Raw genomic sequence first — 18,561 nt, 5'->3', positions numbered from 1 at the left:
GCCAGGTGCGCCGGGTCGGGTGGGCGGTCACGGGTTCGTCCACCGTTCGACCGTGCCGTGGGCGGTCTGCCGGACGTCGAACCGGACGGCCGGGATGACGCTCAGGGACTTCCCGGTGACCGTGCAGGTCACCTCGGTGGCGGTGGTGGCGCAGGTGGTCTTCGCGCCGGCCAGCCAGTCCCCGGCGGCACCCAGGAAGTGTCTGGCGCGGGCCTCACCCGCCCCGGCCGGCGCGTCGAGTACCCGTTGCGCGTTCACCCCGCTCTGGGCGGCGTGCATCGCCGTCGACCGGGCCACGAACCAGGCGGCGATCTGGATGGAGCCGAAGAGCAGCACCAGCACCGCCGGCATCACCACGGCCAGCTCCACCGGGTTGGCCCCCCGGTCCGTACCCCCGGCGGTGAGCCTGCGGTGTGCGGCCCGGCCGGCGGCGCGGAGCCCGGCCGGGGCGGCGTGCCCGGCTGCGGACGTGTGTGGGGGCGCGGACGCGCGCAGGGGTGCGCACCGGGACCGGGCGGTGGGGGCCGTCCGGTCCCGACGTGAGCCGACCAGGGGAACGCCTGTCACTGGCTCGGGATGCTGTTGATCCATCCCTCGGCCTTGGTCTTGACCAGGGCGGTGACTGCGGCTGCGGCAACCACCAGGCCGGCGATGATCACGGCGGTCGGGACCGGGCTGTCGCCCCGTTCCGCCTCCCGGCGTAGCTCGGACAGCCGGGCCACGGTGGCCACGTAGAGGAAGGTGACGAATTGCATGACGGGACTCCTTGGGGAGGGTGGGTTGCTCAGAGGCGGGCGACGAACGGATAGAGGACGAACGCCAGCAGCACGAAGACCAGCAGCGAGCCGGGAATGTCCAGCCGGCTGGTGACGCCCTCGGCGCGGGCCAGGTTGTCGGTGCGGATCTGGTCGCGGAGCGACTCGGCGCGGCTGCGCAGCGTCTCGTGCACCTGGGCGCCCTCGCTGCCGGAGGACCGCATGATCGCCCCGACGTCACCCAGCTCCGGGATGCCGATCTTCTCGGCCAGCTCCTGCAGCTCGTCCCAGGGGGAGTGCATCTGCATCTGGGCGATCCGCAGCGACTCGCGGATCCGGGCGAAGACCCAGCCGTCGCAGACCGCCGCCGCCCGTTCCAGCGACTGCACCGGGCCGTGCGCCGCCGACAACTGCAACGCCACCAGGTCCAGGTAGGTGCAGACGGCCGCGCGGAACTCGTCGCGGGCGGCGTCCGCCTTGGTCAACACCGCCCGGTGTGCCAGCAGCGCGCAGATCAGCGCCAACCCGAGACTGCCCAGCACCGGTACGACCACCGGCATGCCCACCCCGGCCAGGAAGAGCAGCGCCCCCGCCACCGTCGGGGTGGCCAACCCGACCAGAGCGGAGAGCAGGATCGACATGGCGTACTGCTCGGGGGTCTGGTCGAGCAGGGCGAGCTGGCGGTGCGGCGGGCTGAGCCAGCGGGAGAAGCCACCCAGCCAGTCCGGCCCCCGGCCGGCGGCGACGGCGGTGCCCGGTGGCTGGTGCAGCCGGCGCAGCGCGGGGCCGAGCGCCGGGGAGGCCGGCAACGCCTCCCGGACCAGCAGGAACAGGCCGAGCCCGATGGCGGCCCCGCCGAGCACCGCGATGGTGAGCTGCCAGTTGAGCATCACGCGAGCACCTCCGCCGGGTCGGGCCTGGGTAGGAACCGGGGCGGCGGCGGGGGCTGGCTCATCGAGCGCACCCAGACCAGCAGGGCGACGAACGCCGCTCCGAGCATCGCCATCAGCACCTGACCGAAGAACGTCCCGTACGGCCTGATGTACTCGGTGTTGACCAGCCCGTACGCCAGCACGGCCAGGGTCATCCCGGTGAGGAAGCGGACCGCGAACCGGGGCTGGGTGCGTTTGGCCTCCACCTCGCGCCGGGTGGCCACCTCGGCCGAGGCGGCCGAGGCGATCGAACCGAGCACGTCGCCGAGGCGTTCACCCCGGTCGGTCAGGTGCAGGATCAGCGCGGCGACCACCTGGTCGCAGACCGGGTCGCCGATCTCGTCGGCGAACGCCAGCAGCGCGGACCGGGCCGTCCAGCCGGCCTGGAGGCGGGCGGCGAGCAGCCGTACCTCCTCCTGGATCTGGTCGGGGACGGTGGCGATGGTGGCGACGATCGCCTGTTGGAGGCCCTGCCCGGTGTTGGAGACGTCCTTGAGCCGGCGGGTCCACTCGCCGACCGCCTCGATCCGGGCGATCGCCCGCTGTTCGGCCCGGCCCACCGCGAACAGCCAGGGCACCCCCGGTACCGCCACCGCCACGATCAGACCCACCACCGGCAGCCCGGTGAGCAGGAACGCCAGCGCACCGGCCACCACCGCCGCGCCCAGCGTCAGCTGGTGGGCGCGCTGGTCCTGGCGGTTCGTCCCCGAACCGAGCCAGAGCCGACGCAGCCCGGTGCCGGAGCTGCGGGCCGGTCGGGTGGGCCTGGTGGTGCCGAAGAGCGCCACCACGGCCAGCACCAGACCACCGACGAAGGCCGCGCCGGAGACCACCGCGAGCAGTTCGATGGTGCTCATCGGCGCACCACCGGGGCGAGGCGACTGTGCCGGGGACGACGCCACGCGCCCGCGCCGGCCTCGATGAACCGGGACAGCAGCCGGGCGTCGTAGCCGACCCGCAGCAGTTGGCCACGGACCCGTTCCGGCAGGTGGCGGGGGATGGCCCGGCCGTCCGGGCCGGGCCCGAAGACGGTGGTGGTGGTGATCCGGTTGGCGTCGCCCACCCCGATCACCTCCTCCACGTGGGAGACGAACCGGTGTTTGCGCCCGCCGATCGCGGTCTCGTCCTCGACGGTGACGTAGACGATCAGGTCGAGGGCGTTGCCGGCCATCCGGCGGGCCTGGTCGACCGTCATCTCCCGGCCGTGGGCCAGCGCCAGCTCGATGATCCGCTCACTCACCCCGGCCGGGGTACGGGCGTGGATGGTGCACATCGACCCGCGACTCGTGGTCATCGCCTGGAGCATCGGCACGATCTCCCGGGACCGGACCTCGCCGACGATGATCCGCAGCACGCCCATCCGCAGCGACACCGGGATCAGGTCGGCGATGCTCACCTCACCTGCCGGTCGACCGTCCGGGCCGCGTTCGCCGTGCCCTTCGCGGGACTCGAAGCTCATCACCGCCCGGTGCTTGTCGCCACGCCGGGCCGGCAGCAGCTCGCGGCTCTCCTCCAGCAGCACGTACGGCTCGTCGGGCGGGATCTCGTCCATCAGCGCCCGGATGACAGTGGTCTTCCCGGCCCCGGCCAGCCCGGCGACCATGATGTTCAACCCGGCCCGCATGGACGCCCGGAGGAAGTCGCGCAGCAGCGGATCGATCATCTCGTCCAGGTCGGGGCGGCTGCCGGCCAGGTCGTCGAGGCTGACGTCCAGCGTGTTGTGCTTACGGATCACCGCGTACGGGCGGTGGCTGACCAGGAACACCGCCGCCAACCGGCTGCCGTCGGGCAGTTGCAGGTCGAGCGTCGGCTTGGAGGTGGACAGCGACCGCTCGGTGGCCCCGGCCCGCCGGGCCGCCGCCTGGAGGATCTCCACCAGCTCGTCGTCGCTGTCGGCGATCGGCTCACCCCAGTCGACGCCACCGCCGTGCCGGGTGATGCGCACCTGGTCGCAGCCGAGGATGTGCACCTCCTCGATGGTGTCGTCGACCAGCAGGGTCTGGAGTCGACCCAGCCCGACCAGTTCGGCTGTCACCTGGTCGAGCAGGGTCCGTTCCTCGTCGGCGCTGAGCGGGGTGCCGGCCCGGCGTACCGCGTCGGCGTAGCCGGAGACCACGGCGACGGCGAGCCGGGCCCGCTCGACCTCTTCGGCGTCGGCGTCGAACTCCCGGCCGCGCTGCCACTGGGTGAGCCGTTCGCTCAGCTCCCGGCGCAGCTCGCGGACCAGCGCGAAGTCCACCTTCGGTCGAGGCGGCGGGGTGGGCGCGGGTGGGGCGGCGGCCGGCGGCGGCGCGGCGGCGTGGTGCCGGCCGTTCACCGGTGGCAGGGGCGGCATCGTCGAGGTGGCCCCCGGCGGCGGGGTGCGCGGGTCGTGGGCGACCGGCTCAAACCGCATCCGGCACCCCCTGAGCCGGGGCCGGCCAGGCCAACCGGGCCCGCCGCTGCTCCAGCAACTCCCGGACCGGGGCCTCCAACGCCGCCGCCGCGCGCAGCAGCGGCCGTCCGGCGCGGACCGTGCCACCGAAGCTGAGCACCTGCGCGGTACGCCGGTCGTCCGGCAACCGGGCGATCACCGGTACGCCCAACGCCTTGCTGATCTCGCCCTTGCCGTGGCCGTCGCCGACGACCACCAGTCGCAGCGTGCCCGGGGGCACCCGGTGGTCGGTGAAGTCCCGCTCGATCGCCCGGATCGTCGACCTGGTGGCGGAGAGGTCGGGCAGCTGTGCCCGGGTCACCAGCAGCACCACGTCGGCGGCGCGCAGCAGCGGCCACGGCGGCCCGAAGACCTGAAGCCGTCCACAGTCGACGACCACGTCGTAGCCGGGGCGGCCCTTCTCCAGCGCGCCGAAGAAGTCGGCGAACCGCTGCCACAGCGGGGCGACGCTGCCGGCCTGGGCCGGGTCCACCACGCCGGGCAGCAGCAGCCGCTCCCGCCTCGGCGCGTCCAGGTCGACCAGCTGGGACCAGAACGTCGACTCCAGGCTGCCGTCGCGCAGCTCACCCACGGCCAGCTCACCGATTCCGCGCGGCCCGTCGAGCGCACCGCCCAGGTAGCCGGCGAGGACCGAGCCGCCGGCCGGGTCGCACTCGGCGAGCACCAGCCGCCGGTGCCAGCTCAGGGTGCAGGCCAGCGCCGTGGTGGTGACGCCGGGCGAGCCCTTCGCCGAGACCAGCGCGATGATGGCCACGGTCAGGCCGCCTCGGTCAGCACGAGGGCGATCCGGTCCTGTGCGGCCAGCACCACCACCGCCGGGACGTCCCGGACGGCGAGCGCCAGGTAGACCACCACGTCGTCGTTCTCCGGGGTGACCGCGTCGATCACGGTGGCGGTGAACCGGGTGGTCGACGGCTGGTTGTCGGCGTCCTCGTCCGGGGTGCTGACCAGCAGCACCTTGTCACCGGGGTGCAGCTTGCGGGCCGGCACCTTGCTCGGCTCCAGGCCGAGCGCGATCTGTTGCTGCCCCTGGCCGAGGAGCGGGGCGTCGGTGAGCTGCGCCATGGTGAGCAGCGAACCGGGGACCAGCGACACGGCGGCCCGCTTGCCCACCACCTCGTCCCGCTTCTTCGCCGGCACCGGGGACAGCCCCGCGCCCCCGGAGACCTGCACGCTGACCAGGTCGTCGGCCGTCAGGATGCGACCCACCTCGACCTCACGGGCGACCGCCAGGTAGCTGCCGGTGGCCCGGACCGAGGTGACCGCGAAGGCCGCGCCGAGGCCACCCAACGCGATAAGCAGTACGGCGAGGCCGAGCAGACCGGGCCGGGTACGGCGCTGCCGGACCACCTTGGGCGGGGTGACCGGCGCGTCCACCGGAAGTCCATTGCGGGTGGCCAGACTCACTGGACAATCTCCGTTCGCGACTGCGGGGCTCGCAAGATCGGCTCACTCCTCGCGCTCACTGGGAAGATCTCCGTTCGCGACTGCGGGGCTCGCAAGACCGGCGCGTTGGTCATCGGGTCACCACCTGGAGCTCCTTGATCTGGATGTCGATGACGCCGCTGGTGCGGGTCTGCGCGATGTCGCCGCTACGGCCACCGCCGGCCCAGTGCACGTTCCAGAAGGTGGTGGCGCTGACCCGGTAGTTGCCGACCGTGGGGTAGCCGTCGTAACCGCAGGTCGGCGACTTCTTGCCGGCGTTCGGGCCGTTCGCCTTGTACGGTGTGCCGGGGCCGGTGCAGGTGATCTTCTTGCCGTTGCCCATGGTCCATACGATCCGCTCGACCTCGGCGGTGATCTCCACGGTCAGGCCGCGGTCGCTGGCCGAGGCGTGGAGCGGGCCGAAGTAGTTCCGGCCGGTGCTGGCCCACATCCAGACCGGCAGGCCGACCAGACCGGGGCCCATGCTGCGCCGGGGGGCCACCGAGGCCCGGGGCGGCAGCAGGCTGATCGAGGCGAGCGCCCGGCGGGCCAGTTCCTCCGGGTCGGGCGGGGTGCCGAACCCGGGCGGCGGCCCGGCGAGCAGCACCGTCGACTGGTCGCCCAGGTCACCGCCGTTGCAGGTGCGGACGTACCACACCTGGCCGTCGGAGGCCTCGGGCTGGGGTTCGGCGACCTTGTAGTAGCAGCCGCTGGCGTTGTCGAACCAGCCGAGGAACTCGTTGTAGCAGGGCAGCGGCTTGCCGTTCCACTGGCACTTCGGGGTGGCGCCGGGGCTGTTCGGGCTACCCGGACCGTCGCCGCCGCCCGGGTCCCCGGGGGTGCCCGGGTCGTCGTCCCAGATGCTGCAGTCGTTCTGCCCCGGCGGGCACTCCACCCCCGGGCCGGCGGCCTGCACCGGTGCCTGCGGCGCGACCCCGGCGACCAGCACCGCAAGCAGCAGCCCGGCGAGCACCCGGCGGGTGGGGGCGTGCCCATTTCTCCAGGTCAACATGGCTGGTCCTCGTGTGCCGCGCCGGAGCTGATCAGCCACCGGCCGTCCGGGTAGCGGGTGGCGGTGGCGGTCGCCAGGTGACGGGTGCCGCCGGAGCCGGGCACCACCCGTTTGTCCTTGACGTAGACCAGCCGGTAGCCGGTGGCGTCCAGGCAGTCCTGGATCTCCACGGTCGGCGGTTCACCGTCGAGGCTGACGGAGGTGACGGTGGGTTCGGACCTGAGCGTCCCGGTGCGTACCGCGCCGTGCCGTCGGGTGTCGTCGATGGCGACCCGGACCCGGGTGAGCAGCGGGTCGGCCAGGAACCGGGTCAACTTGGGGTGGCGGGGGTCGCTGTCCCGGCTCGCCTCGCGGGAGGCCTCCAGATAGCCGGCGTACGCCGCCAGCGCGGCCCGCTCGGCGTCCCGTTCCGCCTCGGTGGGCCGGCGGGTGTCGCTCGCCGGCCGGGGTGCGGGTGCGGTGGTCGTCTCCGGTGCGTCGCCGCAACCGGCGGCGGAGCCGGCCACCGCGGCGATGACCAGGCAGGTGGTCCAGCGGCGGGAATGCCCTGTACGCATTGCCGTGCCCCTCCTCGGTACCACCCGGCGGCGGCGATCGTGGCGGCCTCCGGGCATGCGGCGGTACGCCGGGATGATGTCGATCGGACATTTCCGGGGTGCTGCTGCATTTACCTGTGCGGATCTTTTGCCAACTGTGGAGTGTGCTGTCCGGTGTGGGCTGTCACGCGGCTGCTCGGAGTTGCGCCCCACCCAAGGGGCGAGCATAGGCTGACGTGCGCCGATGCAACAGAGGCAATTCAACCGCGCACTCTCAGTGATGGGCAGGAGTGACCGAAGGTGGGCGATGTCCAGGGGGGCCGGCCGGTGCCACCGGGGTCGGCCGATCATGGGCCGGTGCCCGCCGACCGGACCGGCATGATTGTCGAACCGCCCGCGCCACCGGGGGATATGGGGCGGGTCGATCGGCCTCGCCCGATCCGTTCCCCGGCTGCTGCCGCCGACGCCCCGGAAGACTCCGAGGGGGTAAGGGCCGGCCTGGTCTCCACTCCGGACACCGGAGTGATATCGGACCGTTACCCGGGCCCCGACGGGAAGTCACCCTCCGTGTCCTTTGCTCGGCGGCTGGCGGCGGCGCTGACGGTCGTGCCGGTGCTCCGGTTGGCGGTCGCCCGGTACGCCGTACCCCCGGGGGTGGTGGACCGGGGCGGGTGCGAGGGCTGCGGCGCGCCGGTCGGGCTGGACCGGCCGCTGCCGGCGCTCGGACCGGCGGCCCGCTGCCCGACCTGCCGGGGCCGGATCGGCGCGGCCCCGTTCGCGGTCGAGGCGTTGTTGCTGGTGGCCGTGGCGGTGCTGGTGCTGGTCGACGGGGCGGTGGCCGAGCGGGCGGCGTTGGCCTGGTGGCTCGGCTGGGCGGTCCCGCTGGTCCTGGTGGACGTGGCGGTGCACCGGTTACCGGACCGGCTCACCTGGCCCGCCGCCATCGGCACCTGGGCGCTGCTCGGGGTGGCCGCGCTGACCGGGGTGGATGGTGCCGGGCCGTGGCTGCGCGCGGTGGCGGCCGGCGCGGCGCTCGGCCTTGCCTTCGCCACCACCACGCTGCTGCTCGGCCGGCGGGGCTTCGGCCTCGGCGACGCCAAACTGGCGCTGGGGGTGGGGGCGCTGCTCGGCTGGCAGGGCTGGGGCCTGCTGGTGACCGGCCTGGTGCTGACCTTCCTGTTGTCGGCGCTGGTCAGCGTGGCGCTGTTGGCGTCCCGCCGGGTCGGCTGGTCCAGCCATCTGCCGTTCGGCCCGTTCCTGGTCGCCGGCACCTGCGCCGCCCTGCTCCTGCCCGGCTGACCACACCGGCTGCCGCAGCCTCGGGGCTGCCGTGGGGCTCTCGGCCGCCCGTGAGCGGGGAGGAGGCTCAGTAGCGGGGGCGGGGGCCGGTGGCGACCGGGTCCGGGGCGGGCGTGGCGGAGCGGCGGCGTAGCACCTCCGCGAGCGGGCGGGCCGCCAACGGGGCGACAAGCAGCGGCACCGCCAGGCCGAGGAGCAGACCGGCGAGGACGTCGTGCGGGTAGTGCACCCCGACGAAGACCCGGGAGAACGCGGCGAGCAGGGCCAGCGGGGCGGCGAGCAGGCCCCACCTGGGGGACAGCAGCAGGACGGCAGTGGCCAGCGCCCCGGCGATGGTGGCGTGGTTGCTCGGGAACGACCAGTCGCCGGTCGGCGGGCACTGCCCGGCCAGGATGGTGACCGCGCCCCGGCAGGGCCGCTCCTCGTCCACAAGCGACTTGAGCACCTCGCTGCACCCGTACGCCAGGACGACGCTGGCCGGCGCGAGCAGGGCGAGGGCTCGGCCCCACGGTTCGGCGCGGAAGAGCCTGGGTGCGGCGACGGCCACCAGCAGCAGGCCGAGCAGCAGGATCACCGCCTCGGTGAAGTGCACCGCGAACCACTGCACCGGGGCCGGGGCGGCGTCGGCCACCTCGACCAGGTCGCGGTACCACTCCACACTGATATCGGGAATTTCCGTCATGCCGTTCTGCGCCATAGTTCACCTCACTAAAGGTTCATACCCCATTGAAATCGGAGAGAGCATAGGAAGTCTCCCGAACGGTCACATCGTGCCAAAGTCGGGAGCCGTCCCTGACCTTCGTCACAGCGAGTTCACAGCGGCCCCCGCGATTGACCGCCCACCGACGCCGGGTACCTCCCCGCCGTGCAGATGGACGAGACCTGGCAGATCCGGCGTACCACCACCGACCTGGAGCGACTCGGCGAGACCGAGTCGGTCTTCGCCCTCGGCAACGGCTGGGTGGGCTGGCGGGGCACCCTCGACGAGGGCCAGCCCTACGGCATGCCGGGCAGCTACCTCAACGGTCTCCACGAGCGGCGGGAACAGAGCTACCCGGAGGACGGGTACGCCTTCCCGCAGGAGAGCGACAGCGTGATCAGCGCGCCCAACGCCGCCCTGATCCGGCTCTGGGTGGCCGGCGAGCCGCTGGACCTGCGCACCGGGACCGTCCGCAGCCATGAACGGACCCTCGACCTGCGCGCCGGTGTGGTGGAACGGCACACCGAGTGGATCTCGCCGGGCGGGCACGGGGTCCGGGTCCGCAGCACCCGCTTGGTCTCGCTGCCCCGGCATGCCGTCGCCGCCGTCCGCTACCAGGTCGAGTCGCTTGACGACCGGCCTGTCGAGATCAGGCTCTGCTCGGACGTGCTGGCCAACGAGCGGGTGCCGGAACGCGGCGACGACCCCCGGGCCGCCTCGATCGTGCACGATCCGCTCGACGCCGAACTGCACCGTCCGGACGGTCACCGGGGCGTGCTGGTGCACCGCACCGACCGCAGCGCCCAGCGCGTCGCCGTCGCGGTGACCCACGAGACGGAACTGCCGGCGGGCTTCGTCGACAGCGACGACCACACCCCGGACCGGCTGCGGATGACCATCGAGGGCCGGCTCGCCCCGGGCGGGCGGCTGCGGCTGACCAAATTCGCCGCGTACGGGTGCAGCCCGGTCGACGGCGGCACCCCCGACGAGCTGGCCGACCTGGTCACCGTCGAGGCCGACGACGCCCGGCGGCACGGCTTCGACGCGCTGCTTGCCGACCAGCGGACCGTGCTCGACGAGCGGTGGCGCACCGCCGACGTGGAGATCGACGGTGACACCGAGCTCCAGCAGGCCGTCCGGTTCTCCGTGTTCCACCTGCTCCAGGCCGGGCGGGCCGACGGCGACCGGACCATCGCGGCGAAGGGGCTCACCGGCAACGGCTACGACGGGCACGTGCTGTGGGACACCGAGAGCTACGTGCTGCCGGTGCTGACGTACCTGCTGCCCGAGGTGACCCGGGGCGCGCTGCGCTGGCGGCACGCCCACCTGCCCGAGGCCCGGGAGCGCGCCGCCGAGCTGCGGCTGACCGGGGCGACCTTCCCGTGGCGCACCATCGGCGGCCGGGAGTGCTCCGGCTACTGGCCGGCCGGCACCGCCGCGCTGCACGTCAACGCCGACGTCGCCGACGCGGTGCTGCGCTACGTCGCGGCCACCGACGACCAGGCGTTCCTCGCCGACACCGGGCTGGAGCTGCTTGTGGAGACGGCCCGGCTCTGGGCCGGCTACGGTCACTGGTCCGACGACGGCGCGTTCCACGTCACCGGGATCACCGGCCCCGACGAGTACGCCGCGCTCGTCGACGACAACGTCTTCACCAACCTGATGGTGCGGCGCAACCTGCGGGGTGCCGCCGACGCCGCCGGACGGCACCCGGAGCGGGCCGCCGCGCTCGGTGTCGACGCCGGGGAGGTCGCCCGCTGGCGGGCCGCCGCCGACGCCGTGCACCTGCCCTACGACAGCAAGCGCGGGGTGCACCAGCAGGCGGCTGGCTTCACCGAGCAGCCCGAGTGGGACTTCGCGGCGATGACCGACGACGACTACCCGCTGCTGCTGCACTACCCCTACCTGGAGCTGTACCGGCGGCAGGTGGTCAAGCAGGCCGACCTGGTGCTGGCGATGCAGCGCTGCCCGGGGGAGTTCACCGCCGAGGCCAAGGCCCGCAACTTCGCCTACTACCAGGCCCGTACCGTCCGCGACTCGTCGCTGTCGGCCGGCTCGCAGGCGGTGCTCGCCGCCGAGCTGGGCCACCTGGACCTGGCGTACGACCTGTTCGCCGAGGCCGCGCTGCACGATCTCGCCGACCTCGGTGACAAGACCAGCGACGGGCTGCACCTGGCCGCGTTGGCCGGGGCGTGGACGGCGGTGGTGGAGGGCTTCGGCGGGCTGCGCGACGACACCGGGGAGCTGTCGTTCGACCCCCGGCTGCCGGCCCCGATCCACCGGTTGGCATTCCATCTGCGCTGGCGCGGGCAGCGGTTGCGGGTCACCCTGACCCGGGACGGGGCCCGCTACGAGCTGCCCGACGCCGACCCGGCGACGGCGGTCGAGCTGCGGCACGCCGGAGAGCCGGTGACCGTCACCGGTGGGGAGGCGGTCACCCGGCCGATGCCGCAGCTGCCCGACCCGGGGCCGGAGCCGCCGTCACCGCCCGGCCGGCGACCCGCCCACCGGGCCTGACCCGCCCCGCATCCGCTCCCGCACCGCGGCCAGCTCCTCGAAGGCGTACGCCCAGTTGTGGCACTTGAAACTGCGCAGCCCGGTGACCGGGGTGTGGCAGTCGAGGCAGTGCACCCCGGCGATAGCCTCCGGGACCTCGGTGTTGACGTACCGGCGGTCACCGAGGATCACCGTGGCGATCATCGTCGGGTCGTGCACACCCTTGAGGGCCGAGGCGACGATGTCCAGCCAGGTGGTCCGGCGTCCGCACTTGGGGCAGTCCGGTTCGTCGCCGCTCACCCACAGCGGTGCGCCGATGCTCTGCGCCGGCATCCCGAGCAGCTTCTCCAGCCGGCGTACGTCGTGCTCCGGGGTGGTCCAGCGGTGCCGCCCCGGCAGCGAGGCGGGTGAGTCGTACACGGCCCGGAACAGGGTCGGGTCCACCTCCACGGTCTCCCGGGCAGGGTTCATCGGATGCCTCCTCGACGACGCTCGTGTCACCGTCATACCTGCAGGTGATGGTGGTGCGCAGCCGCTTCGCCGACACGGCGGGTCAACATCTCGTCGCCCCGGGTGCTAGACATCAGGGCATGCCCGCCGTGCGGCGGCGGGTCGTCCGGGGACCGCGAGCGCAGGGGAGGGCCGGTGACCGCGCCGACCGACGCCGAGCAGAGGCCGAACGTGGCCCGGATGTACGACTACTACCTCGGCGGGTGCCACAACTTCGCCGTCGACCGGGCCGCCGCCGAGCAGATCCTGCGGATCTTCCCGGACACCGGGATCGCCGCCCAGGCCAACCGGCACTTCCTGCGCCGGGCCGTCCGGCACGCCGCCGAGCTCGGCGTACGCCAGTTCCTCGACATCGGTGCCGGGCTGCCCACCCAGGGCAACGTGCACGAGGTGGTCCGCCAGGTCGCCCCCGACTCGACAGTGGTCTACGTCGACTACGACGAGGTCGCCGTCGCGTACGCCCGGCGGCTGCTGCCGGTCGACAGGCGGATCCGCGTGGTCCGGGGCGACCTGCGCCGCCCGGACGAACTGCTGACCCACCCCGACGTCCGGGCGGTGATCGACTTCGACCGCCCGGTCGCCGTGCTGCTGGTGGCGGTGCTGCACTTCCTCACCGACGCCGAGCAGCCGTGGGACGCGGTCGCCCGGCTGCGGCAGGCGACCGTCCCGGGCAGCCCGCTGGTCGTCTCCCACCTCACCCTGGACGGTGCCCCGCCGCTGCCCGTCCAGCAGGGGCAGGCGGTCTACCAGCGCAGCAGCGCACCGCTGGTGCCCCGCCCGCACGCTGACGTGCTGCGTTTCCTCGACGGCTACGACCTGGTCGATCCGGGCCTGGTCCGGGTGGCCGACTGGCGGCCCGACGGGGAGCCGCGGGAACGGATCTCCCACGGCTACGCCGGGATGGGCCTGCGCCGCTGACGATCCACCATCGGCCGGGGCCGGGCGCGGATCCCGCCTCGGTCGGCGGCGGGCGCTATCGCACCTCGGTCGGGGCCGGGGTGCGGATCACGGTGACGCCGCCCCGGTCCGGCGGATGACGTGCCGGCCGAACTGGAGGACCAGCAGCGCGACCAGCGCCCCGACCGCGCCGAGGGCGTACATGGTCGGCACGCCGGTGGCGAGCGCCGCCCCGCCGGCCGTGGTGCCCAGGCCGATGCCGAGGTAGATGGCTGACGAGTTCAGCGACACCACAAGCGGGGCCTGCTGCGGCGCGGCGGCGATCAACCGGTGCTGCTGGGCCGGGGTCTGGCACCAGCTCGCCGCGCCCCAGGCGACGACCAGCAGCCCCACCAGTGGTGTCGGGGCGCGACCGGCGATGCTGAGCGCGCCGAGCCCGCCCAGCGCGACGGCCATCGTGGCGTAGCCGACCACCAGCACCGGCACCGGGCCCCACCTGTCGGTGGCGTAGCCGGAGGCGACGTTGCCGGCGACCGCCCCCACCCCGTAGAGCAGCAGCATCAGGTTGACCTGGTAGGCGTCGACGCCGAGCGCGCCGAGGGTCGGCACCGCGAAGGCGTACACGGTGTAGCAGGCGGCCATCCCGATCACGGTGAGCGGTAGCACGGCGAGCACGGCCGGGCGGCGCAGCGCGGCCGACCGGGCACGCAGCGGCACCGCCGGGCCGCCGGGCAGCGCGGGCATGGCCAGCCGGACGGCCACCGCGACGACCAACGCCAGCAGGGCCACCGCGGTGAGCGCGGCCCGCCAGCCGAGCCACCGGCCGGTCAGCCCGCCGAGCGGGACGCCGAGCGCGGTGGCGGCGGTGAGCCCGCCGATCACCACGGCCAGCGCCCGCCCCCGCAGTGCCGGCGACACCAGGGATGCGCCGGCGGCACCCGCGTTCGGGGTGTACGCGGCGGCACCGGCGGCGGCGGCGATCCGACCGACGATCAGCACCGGCAGCGTCCCGGCAGCCGCCGAGACCAGGTTCCCGGCGGCGAGCACCAGCAGCGCGGCGACGAGCAGCGTCCGGCGCGGCAGCCGGGCGGTCAGCGTGGACAGCACCGGGGCGAGGAGCGCGTAGGAGATCGCGAACACGGTCACCGACCGCCCGGCGGCGGCGGTGGAGACCCGCAGGTCAGCGGCCAGGTCGGGGAGCAGTCCGGCGACCACGAACGCATCGGTGCCGACGGCGAAGGTGCCGGCGGCGAGGATCAGCGTGAACCGTAGGCCCCGCCGGGGCGGGGTGGGGGCGGCCGGCCCCGGGCCGGCGTGGGCGCGCAGGTGGGACATGAGGTCTCCGGTGTGCGGGCGGCATCGCGGTGGTGTGGTGGTGTGGTGGCCGACGGTCGGGGCGGAGGCGGCGGGGTGGTCAGCGGCGCAGCAGCGCGTAGCGGCGACGGGTGCGTTCGGCCGCCTCCGCTGGGGCGGCGGCGAGCAGGTCGGCCAGGGTGTGACCGGCCAGCTCACGCCGCCAGGCCAGGTCGGCGCGGTGCATCACGGTGCTGATGGCGCACGGGATGCGGAACTCCGGCGCGGAGGGGTCCACCCCCGTGCCGCGCTGGCGGATCTCGGTGCAGCGGAACGGGTTGTCGGCCCCGTCGATCGCCACCGTCACGTCCAGCACGGTCACCTCGGCCGGTGGGCGGGCGAGTCGGAACCCGCCGCGTGCGCCGGGCACCGACTGGAGGATGCCGGCCCTGGTCAAGGCCTGAAGGCACTTGGTGAGGTACGCCGGGGGCAGTGCGAACCACTCGGCGAGCCGGACGGCGGGCATGGGGTGGTCGCCGCCGATCCAGGCCAGGGTGACGCAGCAGTGCAGCCCCCACTCGACCTGCTCGCTCATCCGCACAACCAGGATATTACACATCCTGGTTCGCCCGGGTGGTCCGCGATACCGTGCCGCTCGGGGGCATGGCGTGCTCATATGCGCATCGCATAATGGTCACGGCCTCCGCGCGGACCGACGGGGGCGCGGAGCAGCGACGGTCGCCGGTCGGCGGCCGGAGCGACGAGCGGAGACGGCGGTACGGTGACCCAGGCGATGCCGAACGTGACCCGGAACACCCGCCAGCGCGGCGAGGTGCTGGCGTTGCTGCGCGAGGTCGACGGTTTCCACACCGCGCAGCAACTGCACCAGATGCTGCTGGCCCGCAAGGCCCGGGTCGGGTTGACCACGGTCTACCGCACCCTGCAACTGCTCGTCGACACCCACGAGATCGACTCCACCCGGCTGCCCGGCGGCGAGCAGTTGTTCCGCCGGTGCAGCCAGAGCCGGCACCATCACCACCTGGTCTGCCGGCAGTGCGGCAGCACTGTCGAGGTGGCCGGGCCGGCTGTCGAGCGGTGGGCCGACCAGGTCGCCGCCGAACACGGCTTCACCGAGGTCGGGCACACCTTCGAGATCTTCGGCACCTGCGCGGCCTGCGCCAGCTGACCGACGTCGGGTCTTTCCGGCTGCCCGGTGTGGCGTGCGGTCCGGCGAGCGGGCCGAGGTGCGTGACCGCGCCGCGGCCCGCTCGCCGGATCAGAGGTGGGTCAGCAGTTCCGCAACTCGGGGGACTGGTTCAGGAGTTGCCCACGGGTGGAGACGAACCGGCGGTAGGGCGTGCCGTCAACTGCCGAGGGGCGGAACGCGGCCACCCGGTGGCAGTTCTGGAACGCCAGCTTCACCCCGAAGTGGCGCTCCAGGCTGGACCGGATGGCGTCGCTGGCCAGCGCACGCAGCAGTTGGCCCCGCTCCGCCTCGCCGGGCGGGGGCACGGAGTTGTCGGCCTGGTCCGATCCGGACGACTCCAGATCGGCGACGACCCGGCTGACGGTCTGCCAGGCGTACGGCAGGGAGTCCCGTACGCAGGCGATGAATTCCCGGTCGTCGACCGGACCCGCTTCGGCGGCTTCCAGCAGGGTGGGTGGCACGGTGAGAGACATGATCCTCCTTAGATGATAACGACTACGGTTTTCATTAGCGTTGTGAGCACACCACGTCACTCCACCTGCGTCAACACCGACACTCCGGCTGCCCGCACGCCCAGCCCGCAGCACAGGGCGCTACGCACGGTGCCGGCCCCTCATCCCTCATCTTGGCAGTTTCATCGCCGGCATTCGATTAATTGCTCGCTCAGAGCGCCCGTGGTGATTCATCGTGACAGGATCATCGACGAAAGTGACCAGTCCCGTTCGTGGCCCATTCGCTGTTCACCTGGGAGACATGCGTGAAAAAGTCGATCAGCACCCTCGCCCTGCTATTGAGCATCGCTGTGGTGGGCACCGCGAGCCCTGCGGTGGCTGCTACCGCCGATCAATCCTCCAACCGGCACTGCATAGCCAACCTGGACACCGGTCGGATCACCTGTGCCAGCGACCAGCAGCAGGCCCGACGCCTCAGCGGTGTCTCGGCTGCGGCGCTGACGATTGCCATCTTCTACGACAACACCGGTTACGACACCGCTGGTGGAACGTTCACCTGGACCCAGTCCCGCGAGTGCACCTCCGGCTACGACAATGAATGGCAGTGGGACGACCTGAACAGCATCGGCTGGGGCAACCGGGTCAGCTCGGTGCACACCTACAACCAGTGCGACGTCAAATTCTTCAACAAGGTGAACTTCGGGGGCGCCGCCTCGACGTGGATCGATCAGTCGTCGAACCTCGGCAACATCGGCGACGGCTGGAGCAACCGGGCGGGCTCGGTCAAGTTCTCCTAGCCCGCACCTGCGCCGCCCGCTGCCCCCGGCCCACCCGGGGGCAGCGGGCGCCCGGCACCCCGACCCCGGCCACCTAGCGTCGGGTGGTCTCGCACCGCTCCGGTGGCGGTTCCAGGGTGTACCGCAGTTCGGGGCAGTACCGCAGCGAGCGGGAGGGTGACAGCCGCCATTCGTACCGGGCCGCCTGGAAGCCCATGTAGGTGATGCGTCCACAACACCGGAAGGGGACGGAGCCGTTGCGCAGCACGTGTTCCTGTACCACCCCGTCGATCTCGATCCGCACGTCGAGCTGGTAGTCGACCACGCCGCGCGGAAACGCCTCACCGGTGTCGTCGGGGGCCTGCAGCGGGACGGGCAGTTCGATCGTCTGCCCGGCGGTGAGGACGTGCGGCCGGTCGATGTTCCCCTCCTCCTCGCCTCGGGGGACGGACGGGGACGGGGACGGGGCATCGTCGCGGCAGGCCAGCTCCACCCAGGGGCCGTCCTCCTTGGTGAGTTCGACCTCGGCGACCGGTACCGCCGTCACCGATACCCAGTTCACGTCGAGACTGCGCCGCGCGTGCACCGACAGGGTCTGGACCGGCTCGCCGCCCACCGGGAAACCGCCGTTGCGCTGAGCCCACTCCGCGAACTGGCGGCAGTCTCCGACCTGCGGCGGTGGCCCCGCCTCGGCCCGGTCCCGGTTGATCTCGAAGGTCAGCTCGGTGCTGTACGCGGTGCCGGTGATCCGGGCGGCCAGGTCGATGGCGGGCCCGGAGTCGACCGCGCCGGACGGGCTCACCGGCGGGGGCGGCTCCGCCCGGTCTTTCCCGCCGTCCCGCGTGCCGAGCAGCCGGACCATGCCGAAGGCCAGCAGTGCGGGCAGGACCAGGACGACGACGAGCAGGGCTGATCCGGTCTGCCGCCGGCCGGTGTTCACAGTCGCCAGACGGGTGGCCCGGCACCGTCCGCCGTCCAGCCGTTGGTGAAGTGCACGAAGTAGCGGTCCTGGTAGCGGGGGGCCAGGCCGGTGCTGCGGAACGGCCGGCCGTGGTCGTCGACCACCTGTACGCGGTTCTCGCCCTGGAGATCGAGTTCCAGTTCGACGACCCACTCGCAGTACGACCGGTCGGTGTACGCCTGGACGTCGATGGTCAACGGTTCACCCGGTGAGAGGGTCAGCGTATGACGGTCCACGTAGGCCGCGCCGAGTGTGTCGTTCTTCGGGTTGATCACACGAGCGATGCTGTCCGGCTCGTCCAGGTTGAAACCGATCTCCAGTGGTTCTCCGTCACCCTGGCTTCCCCGGAAGAGGAGAGTGCCGGACATCGGCGCGGAGCGCTTGAGTACCCGGGCGCGGATCTGCCTGACGAACACCGGGCCGGTCCACTGGCCGACCGTGGAGATCCGGATCCGGGTGAGCACCCGGGTGAGACGGCTATCGGGGACGTCCACCGCCCCGTACACGGCGTCCGGAAAGGCGCGTGTGACCTCTTCGTCGATGAACTGATGCCGTCGGGTGAGGAGTCCCCGCCGCTGGTCGCCGGTCAGCGGCGCCGGCAGGATCCAGGCCGCCGGCTCGTCGGAGCGGTTGTAGTAGTAGGCGTTGACCGCGATCGGCGGCTTCCGCTGAGCCTCCGTCCGTTTGGCCTGCTCGACCGCGCGGTCGTCGCGTACCGCCTGCTCCGACGAGGTGATCCGGTTGGCGACCGCGCCGATCACCGTGCCGATCACCGCGCTGGCCGCCGCGCCACCCGCCGCCAGCAGCAGCTTTCGCCGTGAGGACCGGTCAGCCGCAGTATCCGACTGCTCGTCCACCGGCTGCTGCGGCGTGGCC

Annotated in this window: 21 protein-coding genes; 5 read left to right on the top strand and 16 right to left on the bottom strand. The window is 73.0% G+C overall.

Annotated features, from left to right (window positions below):
• Window positions 1–27 precede the first annotated feature (27 nt).
• The 9 genes from OHQ87_RS23885 to OHQ87_RS23845 all read right to left on the bottom strand — a co-directional run bounded on the left by OHQ87_RS23885 (window position 28) and on the right by OHQ87_RS23845 (window position 7,115).
• Window positions 28–591, bottom strand: coding sequence for a TadE family protein (locus tag OHQ87_RS23885; RefSeq protein ID WP_442930592.1), 564 nt, complete (start codon window positions 589–591; stop codon window positions 28–30).
• The gene (locus OHQ87_RS23880) at window positions 564–755 is read right to left on the bottom strand and encodes a hypothetical protein (protein WP_328341333.1); all 192 of its coding nucleotides are present in this window, start codon (window positions 753–755) and stop codon (window positions 564–566) included. The genes OHQ87_RS23885 and OHQ87_RS23880 overlap by 28 nt, the downstream gene beginning before the upstream one ends.
• A 29-nt stretch (window positions 756–784) precedes the next feature.
• Complete coding sequence (locus tag OHQ87_RS23875) at window positions 785–1,645, bottom strand: type II secretion system F family protein (protein ID WP_328348971.1); 861 nt, start codon at window positions 1,643–1,645, stop codon at window positions 785–787.
• Complete coding sequence (locus OHQ87_RS23870) at window positions 1,645–2,544, bottom strand: type II secretion system F family protein (protein ID WP_328341331.1); 900 nt, start codon at window positions 2,542–2,544, stop codon at window positions 1,645–1,647. Before OHQ87_RS23870 ends, OHQ87_RS23875 begins: the two co-directional genes overlap by 1 nt.
• Window positions 2,541–4,082, bottom strand: coding sequence for a CpaF family protein (locus tag OHQ87_RS23865; RefSeq protein WP_328341329.1), 1,542 nt, complete (start codon window positions 4,080–4,082; stop codon window positions 2,541–2,543). Before OHQ87_RS23865 ends, OHQ87_RS23870 begins: the two co-directional genes overlap by 4 nt.
• Window positions 4,072–4,875 (bottom strand): ParA family protein, encoded by an 804-nt coding sequence (locus OHQ87_RS23860; RefSeq protein ID WP_328341327.1) that lies wholly within the window; start codon window positions 4,873–4,875, stop codon window positions 4,072–4,074. The genes OHQ87_RS23865 and OHQ87_RS23860 overlap by 11 nt, the downstream gene beginning before the upstream one ends.
• 2 nt (window positions 4,876–4,877) lie before the next feature.
• On the bottom strand, window positions 4,878–5,528 hold the full coding sequence (locus tag OHQ87_RS23855; protein ID WP_328341323.1) for an SAF domain-containing protein: 651 nt from the start codon (window positions 5,526–5,528) through the stop codon (window positions 4,878–4,880).
• 109 nt (window positions 5,529–5,637) lie between these two features.
• Window positions 5,638–6,558 carry a hypothetical protein gene (locus OHQ87_RS23850; RefSeq protein ID WP_328341321.1) on the bottom strand — a complete coding sequence of 307 codons (921 nt, stop codon included), beginning with the start codon at window positions 6,556–6,558 and terminating at the stop codon, window positions 5,638–5,640.
• Window positions 6,552–7,115 carry a hypothetical protein gene (locus tag OHQ87_RS23845; RefSeq protein ID WP_328341319.1) on the bottom strand — a complete coding sequence of 188 codons (564 nt, stop codon included), beginning with the start codon at window positions 7,113–7,115 and terminating at the stop codon, window positions 6,552–6,554. Before OHQ87_RS23845 ends, OHQ87_RS23850 begins: the two co-directional genes overlap by 7 nt.
• Before the next feature lie 546 nt (window positions 7,116–7,661).
• Here OHQ87_RS23845 and OHQ87_RS23840 point away from each other — a divergent pair.
• A complete protein-coding gene (locus OHQ87_RS23840; protein ID WP_328341317.1) occupies window positions 7,662–8,393 on the top strand; it encodes an A24 family peptidase in 732 nt (243 codons plus the stop codon).
• Between the two features lie 67 nt (window positions 8,394–8,460).
• Here OHQ87_RS23840 and OHQ87_RS23835 read toward each other — a convergent pair whose 3' ends face one another.
• Complete coding sequence (locus tag OHQ87_RS23835; RefSeq protein WP_328341315.1) at window positions 8,461–9,075, bottom strand: phosphatase PAP2 family protein; 615 nt, start codon at window positions 9,073–9,075, stop codon at window positions 8,461–8,463.
• A 189-nt stretch (window positions 9,076–9,264) separates the two neighbouring features.
• Between OHQ87_RS23835 and OHQ87_RS23830 the strand changes: the two genes are divergently transcribed.
• The gene (locus OHQ87_RS23830) at window positions 9,265–11,610 is read left to right on the top strand and encodes a glycoside hydrolase family 65 protein (RefSeq protein ID WP_328348970.1); all 2,346 of its coding nucleotides are present in this window, start codon (window positions 9,265–9,267) and stop codon (window positions 11,608–11,610) included.
• Here OHQ87_RS23830 and OHQ87_RS23825 read toward each other — a convergent pair.
• On the bottom strand, window positions 11,575–12,060 hold the full coding sequence (locus OHQ87_RS23825) for a hypothetical protein (RefSeq protein ID WP_328341313.1): 486 nt from the start codon (window positions 12,058–12,060) through the stop codon (window positions 11,575–11,577). The two genes, OHQ87_RS23830 and OHQ87_RS23825, sit on opposite strands and share 36 nt — an antisense overlap.
• Before the next feature lie 174 nt (window positions 12,061–12,234).
• Between OHQ87_RS23825 and OHQ87_RS23820 the strand changes: the two genes are divergently transcribed.
• Window positions 12,235–13,017, top strand: a complete 783-nt coding sequence (locus OHQ87_RS23820) for an SAM-dependent methyltransferase (protein ID WP_328341311.1) — start codon at window positions 12,235–12,237, stop codon at window positions 13,015–13,017.
• A gap of 87 nt (window positions 13,018–13,104) precedes the next feature.
• On the opposite strand, the gene OHQ87_RS23815 is transcribed toward OHQ87_RS23820, so the two are convergent.
• Together OHQ87_RS23815 and OHQ87_RS23810 are read right to left on the bottom strand one after the other, a co-directional pair.
• Window positions 13,105–14,331 carry an MFS transporter gene (locus tag OHQ87_RS23815; RefSeq protein ID WP_328341309.1) on the bottom strand — a complete coding sequence of 409 codons (1,227 nt, stop codon included), beginning with the start codon at window positions 14,329–14,331 and terminating at the stop codon, window positions 13,105–13,107.
• A 79-nt stretch (window positions 14,332–14,410) separates the two neighbouring features.
• Entirely contained in the window at window positions 14,411–14,884 is a 474-nt protein-coding gene (locus OHQ87_RS23810; protein WP_328341307.1) for an RrF2 family transcriptional regulator, read from the bottom strand.
• Window positions 14,885–15,082: 198 nt separating this feature from the next.
• Here OHQ87_RS23810 and OHQ87_RS23805 point away from each other — a divergent pair, with 198 nt between their 5' ends.
• Window positions 15,083–15,475, top strand: a complete 393-nt coding sequence (locus OHQ87_RS23805) for a Fur family transcriptional regulator (RefSeq protein ID WP_328341305.1) — start codon at window positions 15,083–15,085, stop codon at window positions 15,473–15,475.
• Window positions 15,476–15,576: 101 nt separating this feature from the next.
• On the opposite strand, the gene OHQ87_RS23800 is transcribed toward OHQ87_RS23805, so the two are convergent.
• Entirely contained in the window at window positions 15,577–15,969 is a 393-nt protein-coding gene (locus OHQ87_RS23800; RefSeq protein ID WP_328341303.1) for an SCO5389 family protein, read from the bottom strand.
• 284 nt (window positions 15,970–16,253) lie between these two features.
• Between OHQ87_RS23800 and OHQ87_RS23795 the strand changes: the two genes are divergently transcribed.
• The gene (locus tag OHQ87_RS23795) at window positions 16,254–16,745 is read left to right on the top strand and encodes a hypothetical protein (RefSeq protein WP_328341301.1); all 492 of its coding nucleotides are present in this window, start codon (window positions 16,254–16,256) and stop codon (window positions 16,743–16,745) included.
• 73 nt (window positions 16,746–16,818) lie between these two features.
• Here OHQ87_RS23795 and OHQ87_RS23790 read toward each other — a convergent pair whose 3' ends face one another.
• The gene (locus OHQ87_RS23790; RefSeq protein ID WP_328341299.1) at window positions 16,819–17,664 is read right to left on the bottom strand and encodes a hypothetical protein; all 846 of its coding nucleotides are present in this window, start codon (window positions 17,662–17,664) and stop codon (window positions 16,819–16,821) included.
• Window positions 17,661–18,542, bottom strand: a complete 882-nt coding sequence (locus OHQ87_RS23785) for a hypothetical protein (protein WP_328341297.1) — start codon at window positions 18,540–18,542, stop codon at window positions 17,661–17,663. The genes OHQ87_RS23790 and OHQ87_RS23785 overlap by 4 nt, the downstream gene beginning before the upstream one ends.
• Between the last annotated feature and the right edge of the window lie 19 nt (window positions 18,543–18,561).

This window comes from Micromonospora sp. NBC_00421 (assembly GCF_036017915.1).
Classification (GTDB): Bacteria; Actinomycetota; Actinomycetes; order Mycobacteriales; family Micromonosporaceae; genus Micromonospora.
This window is presented reverse-complemented; position numbering and strand designations above follow the sequence as displayed.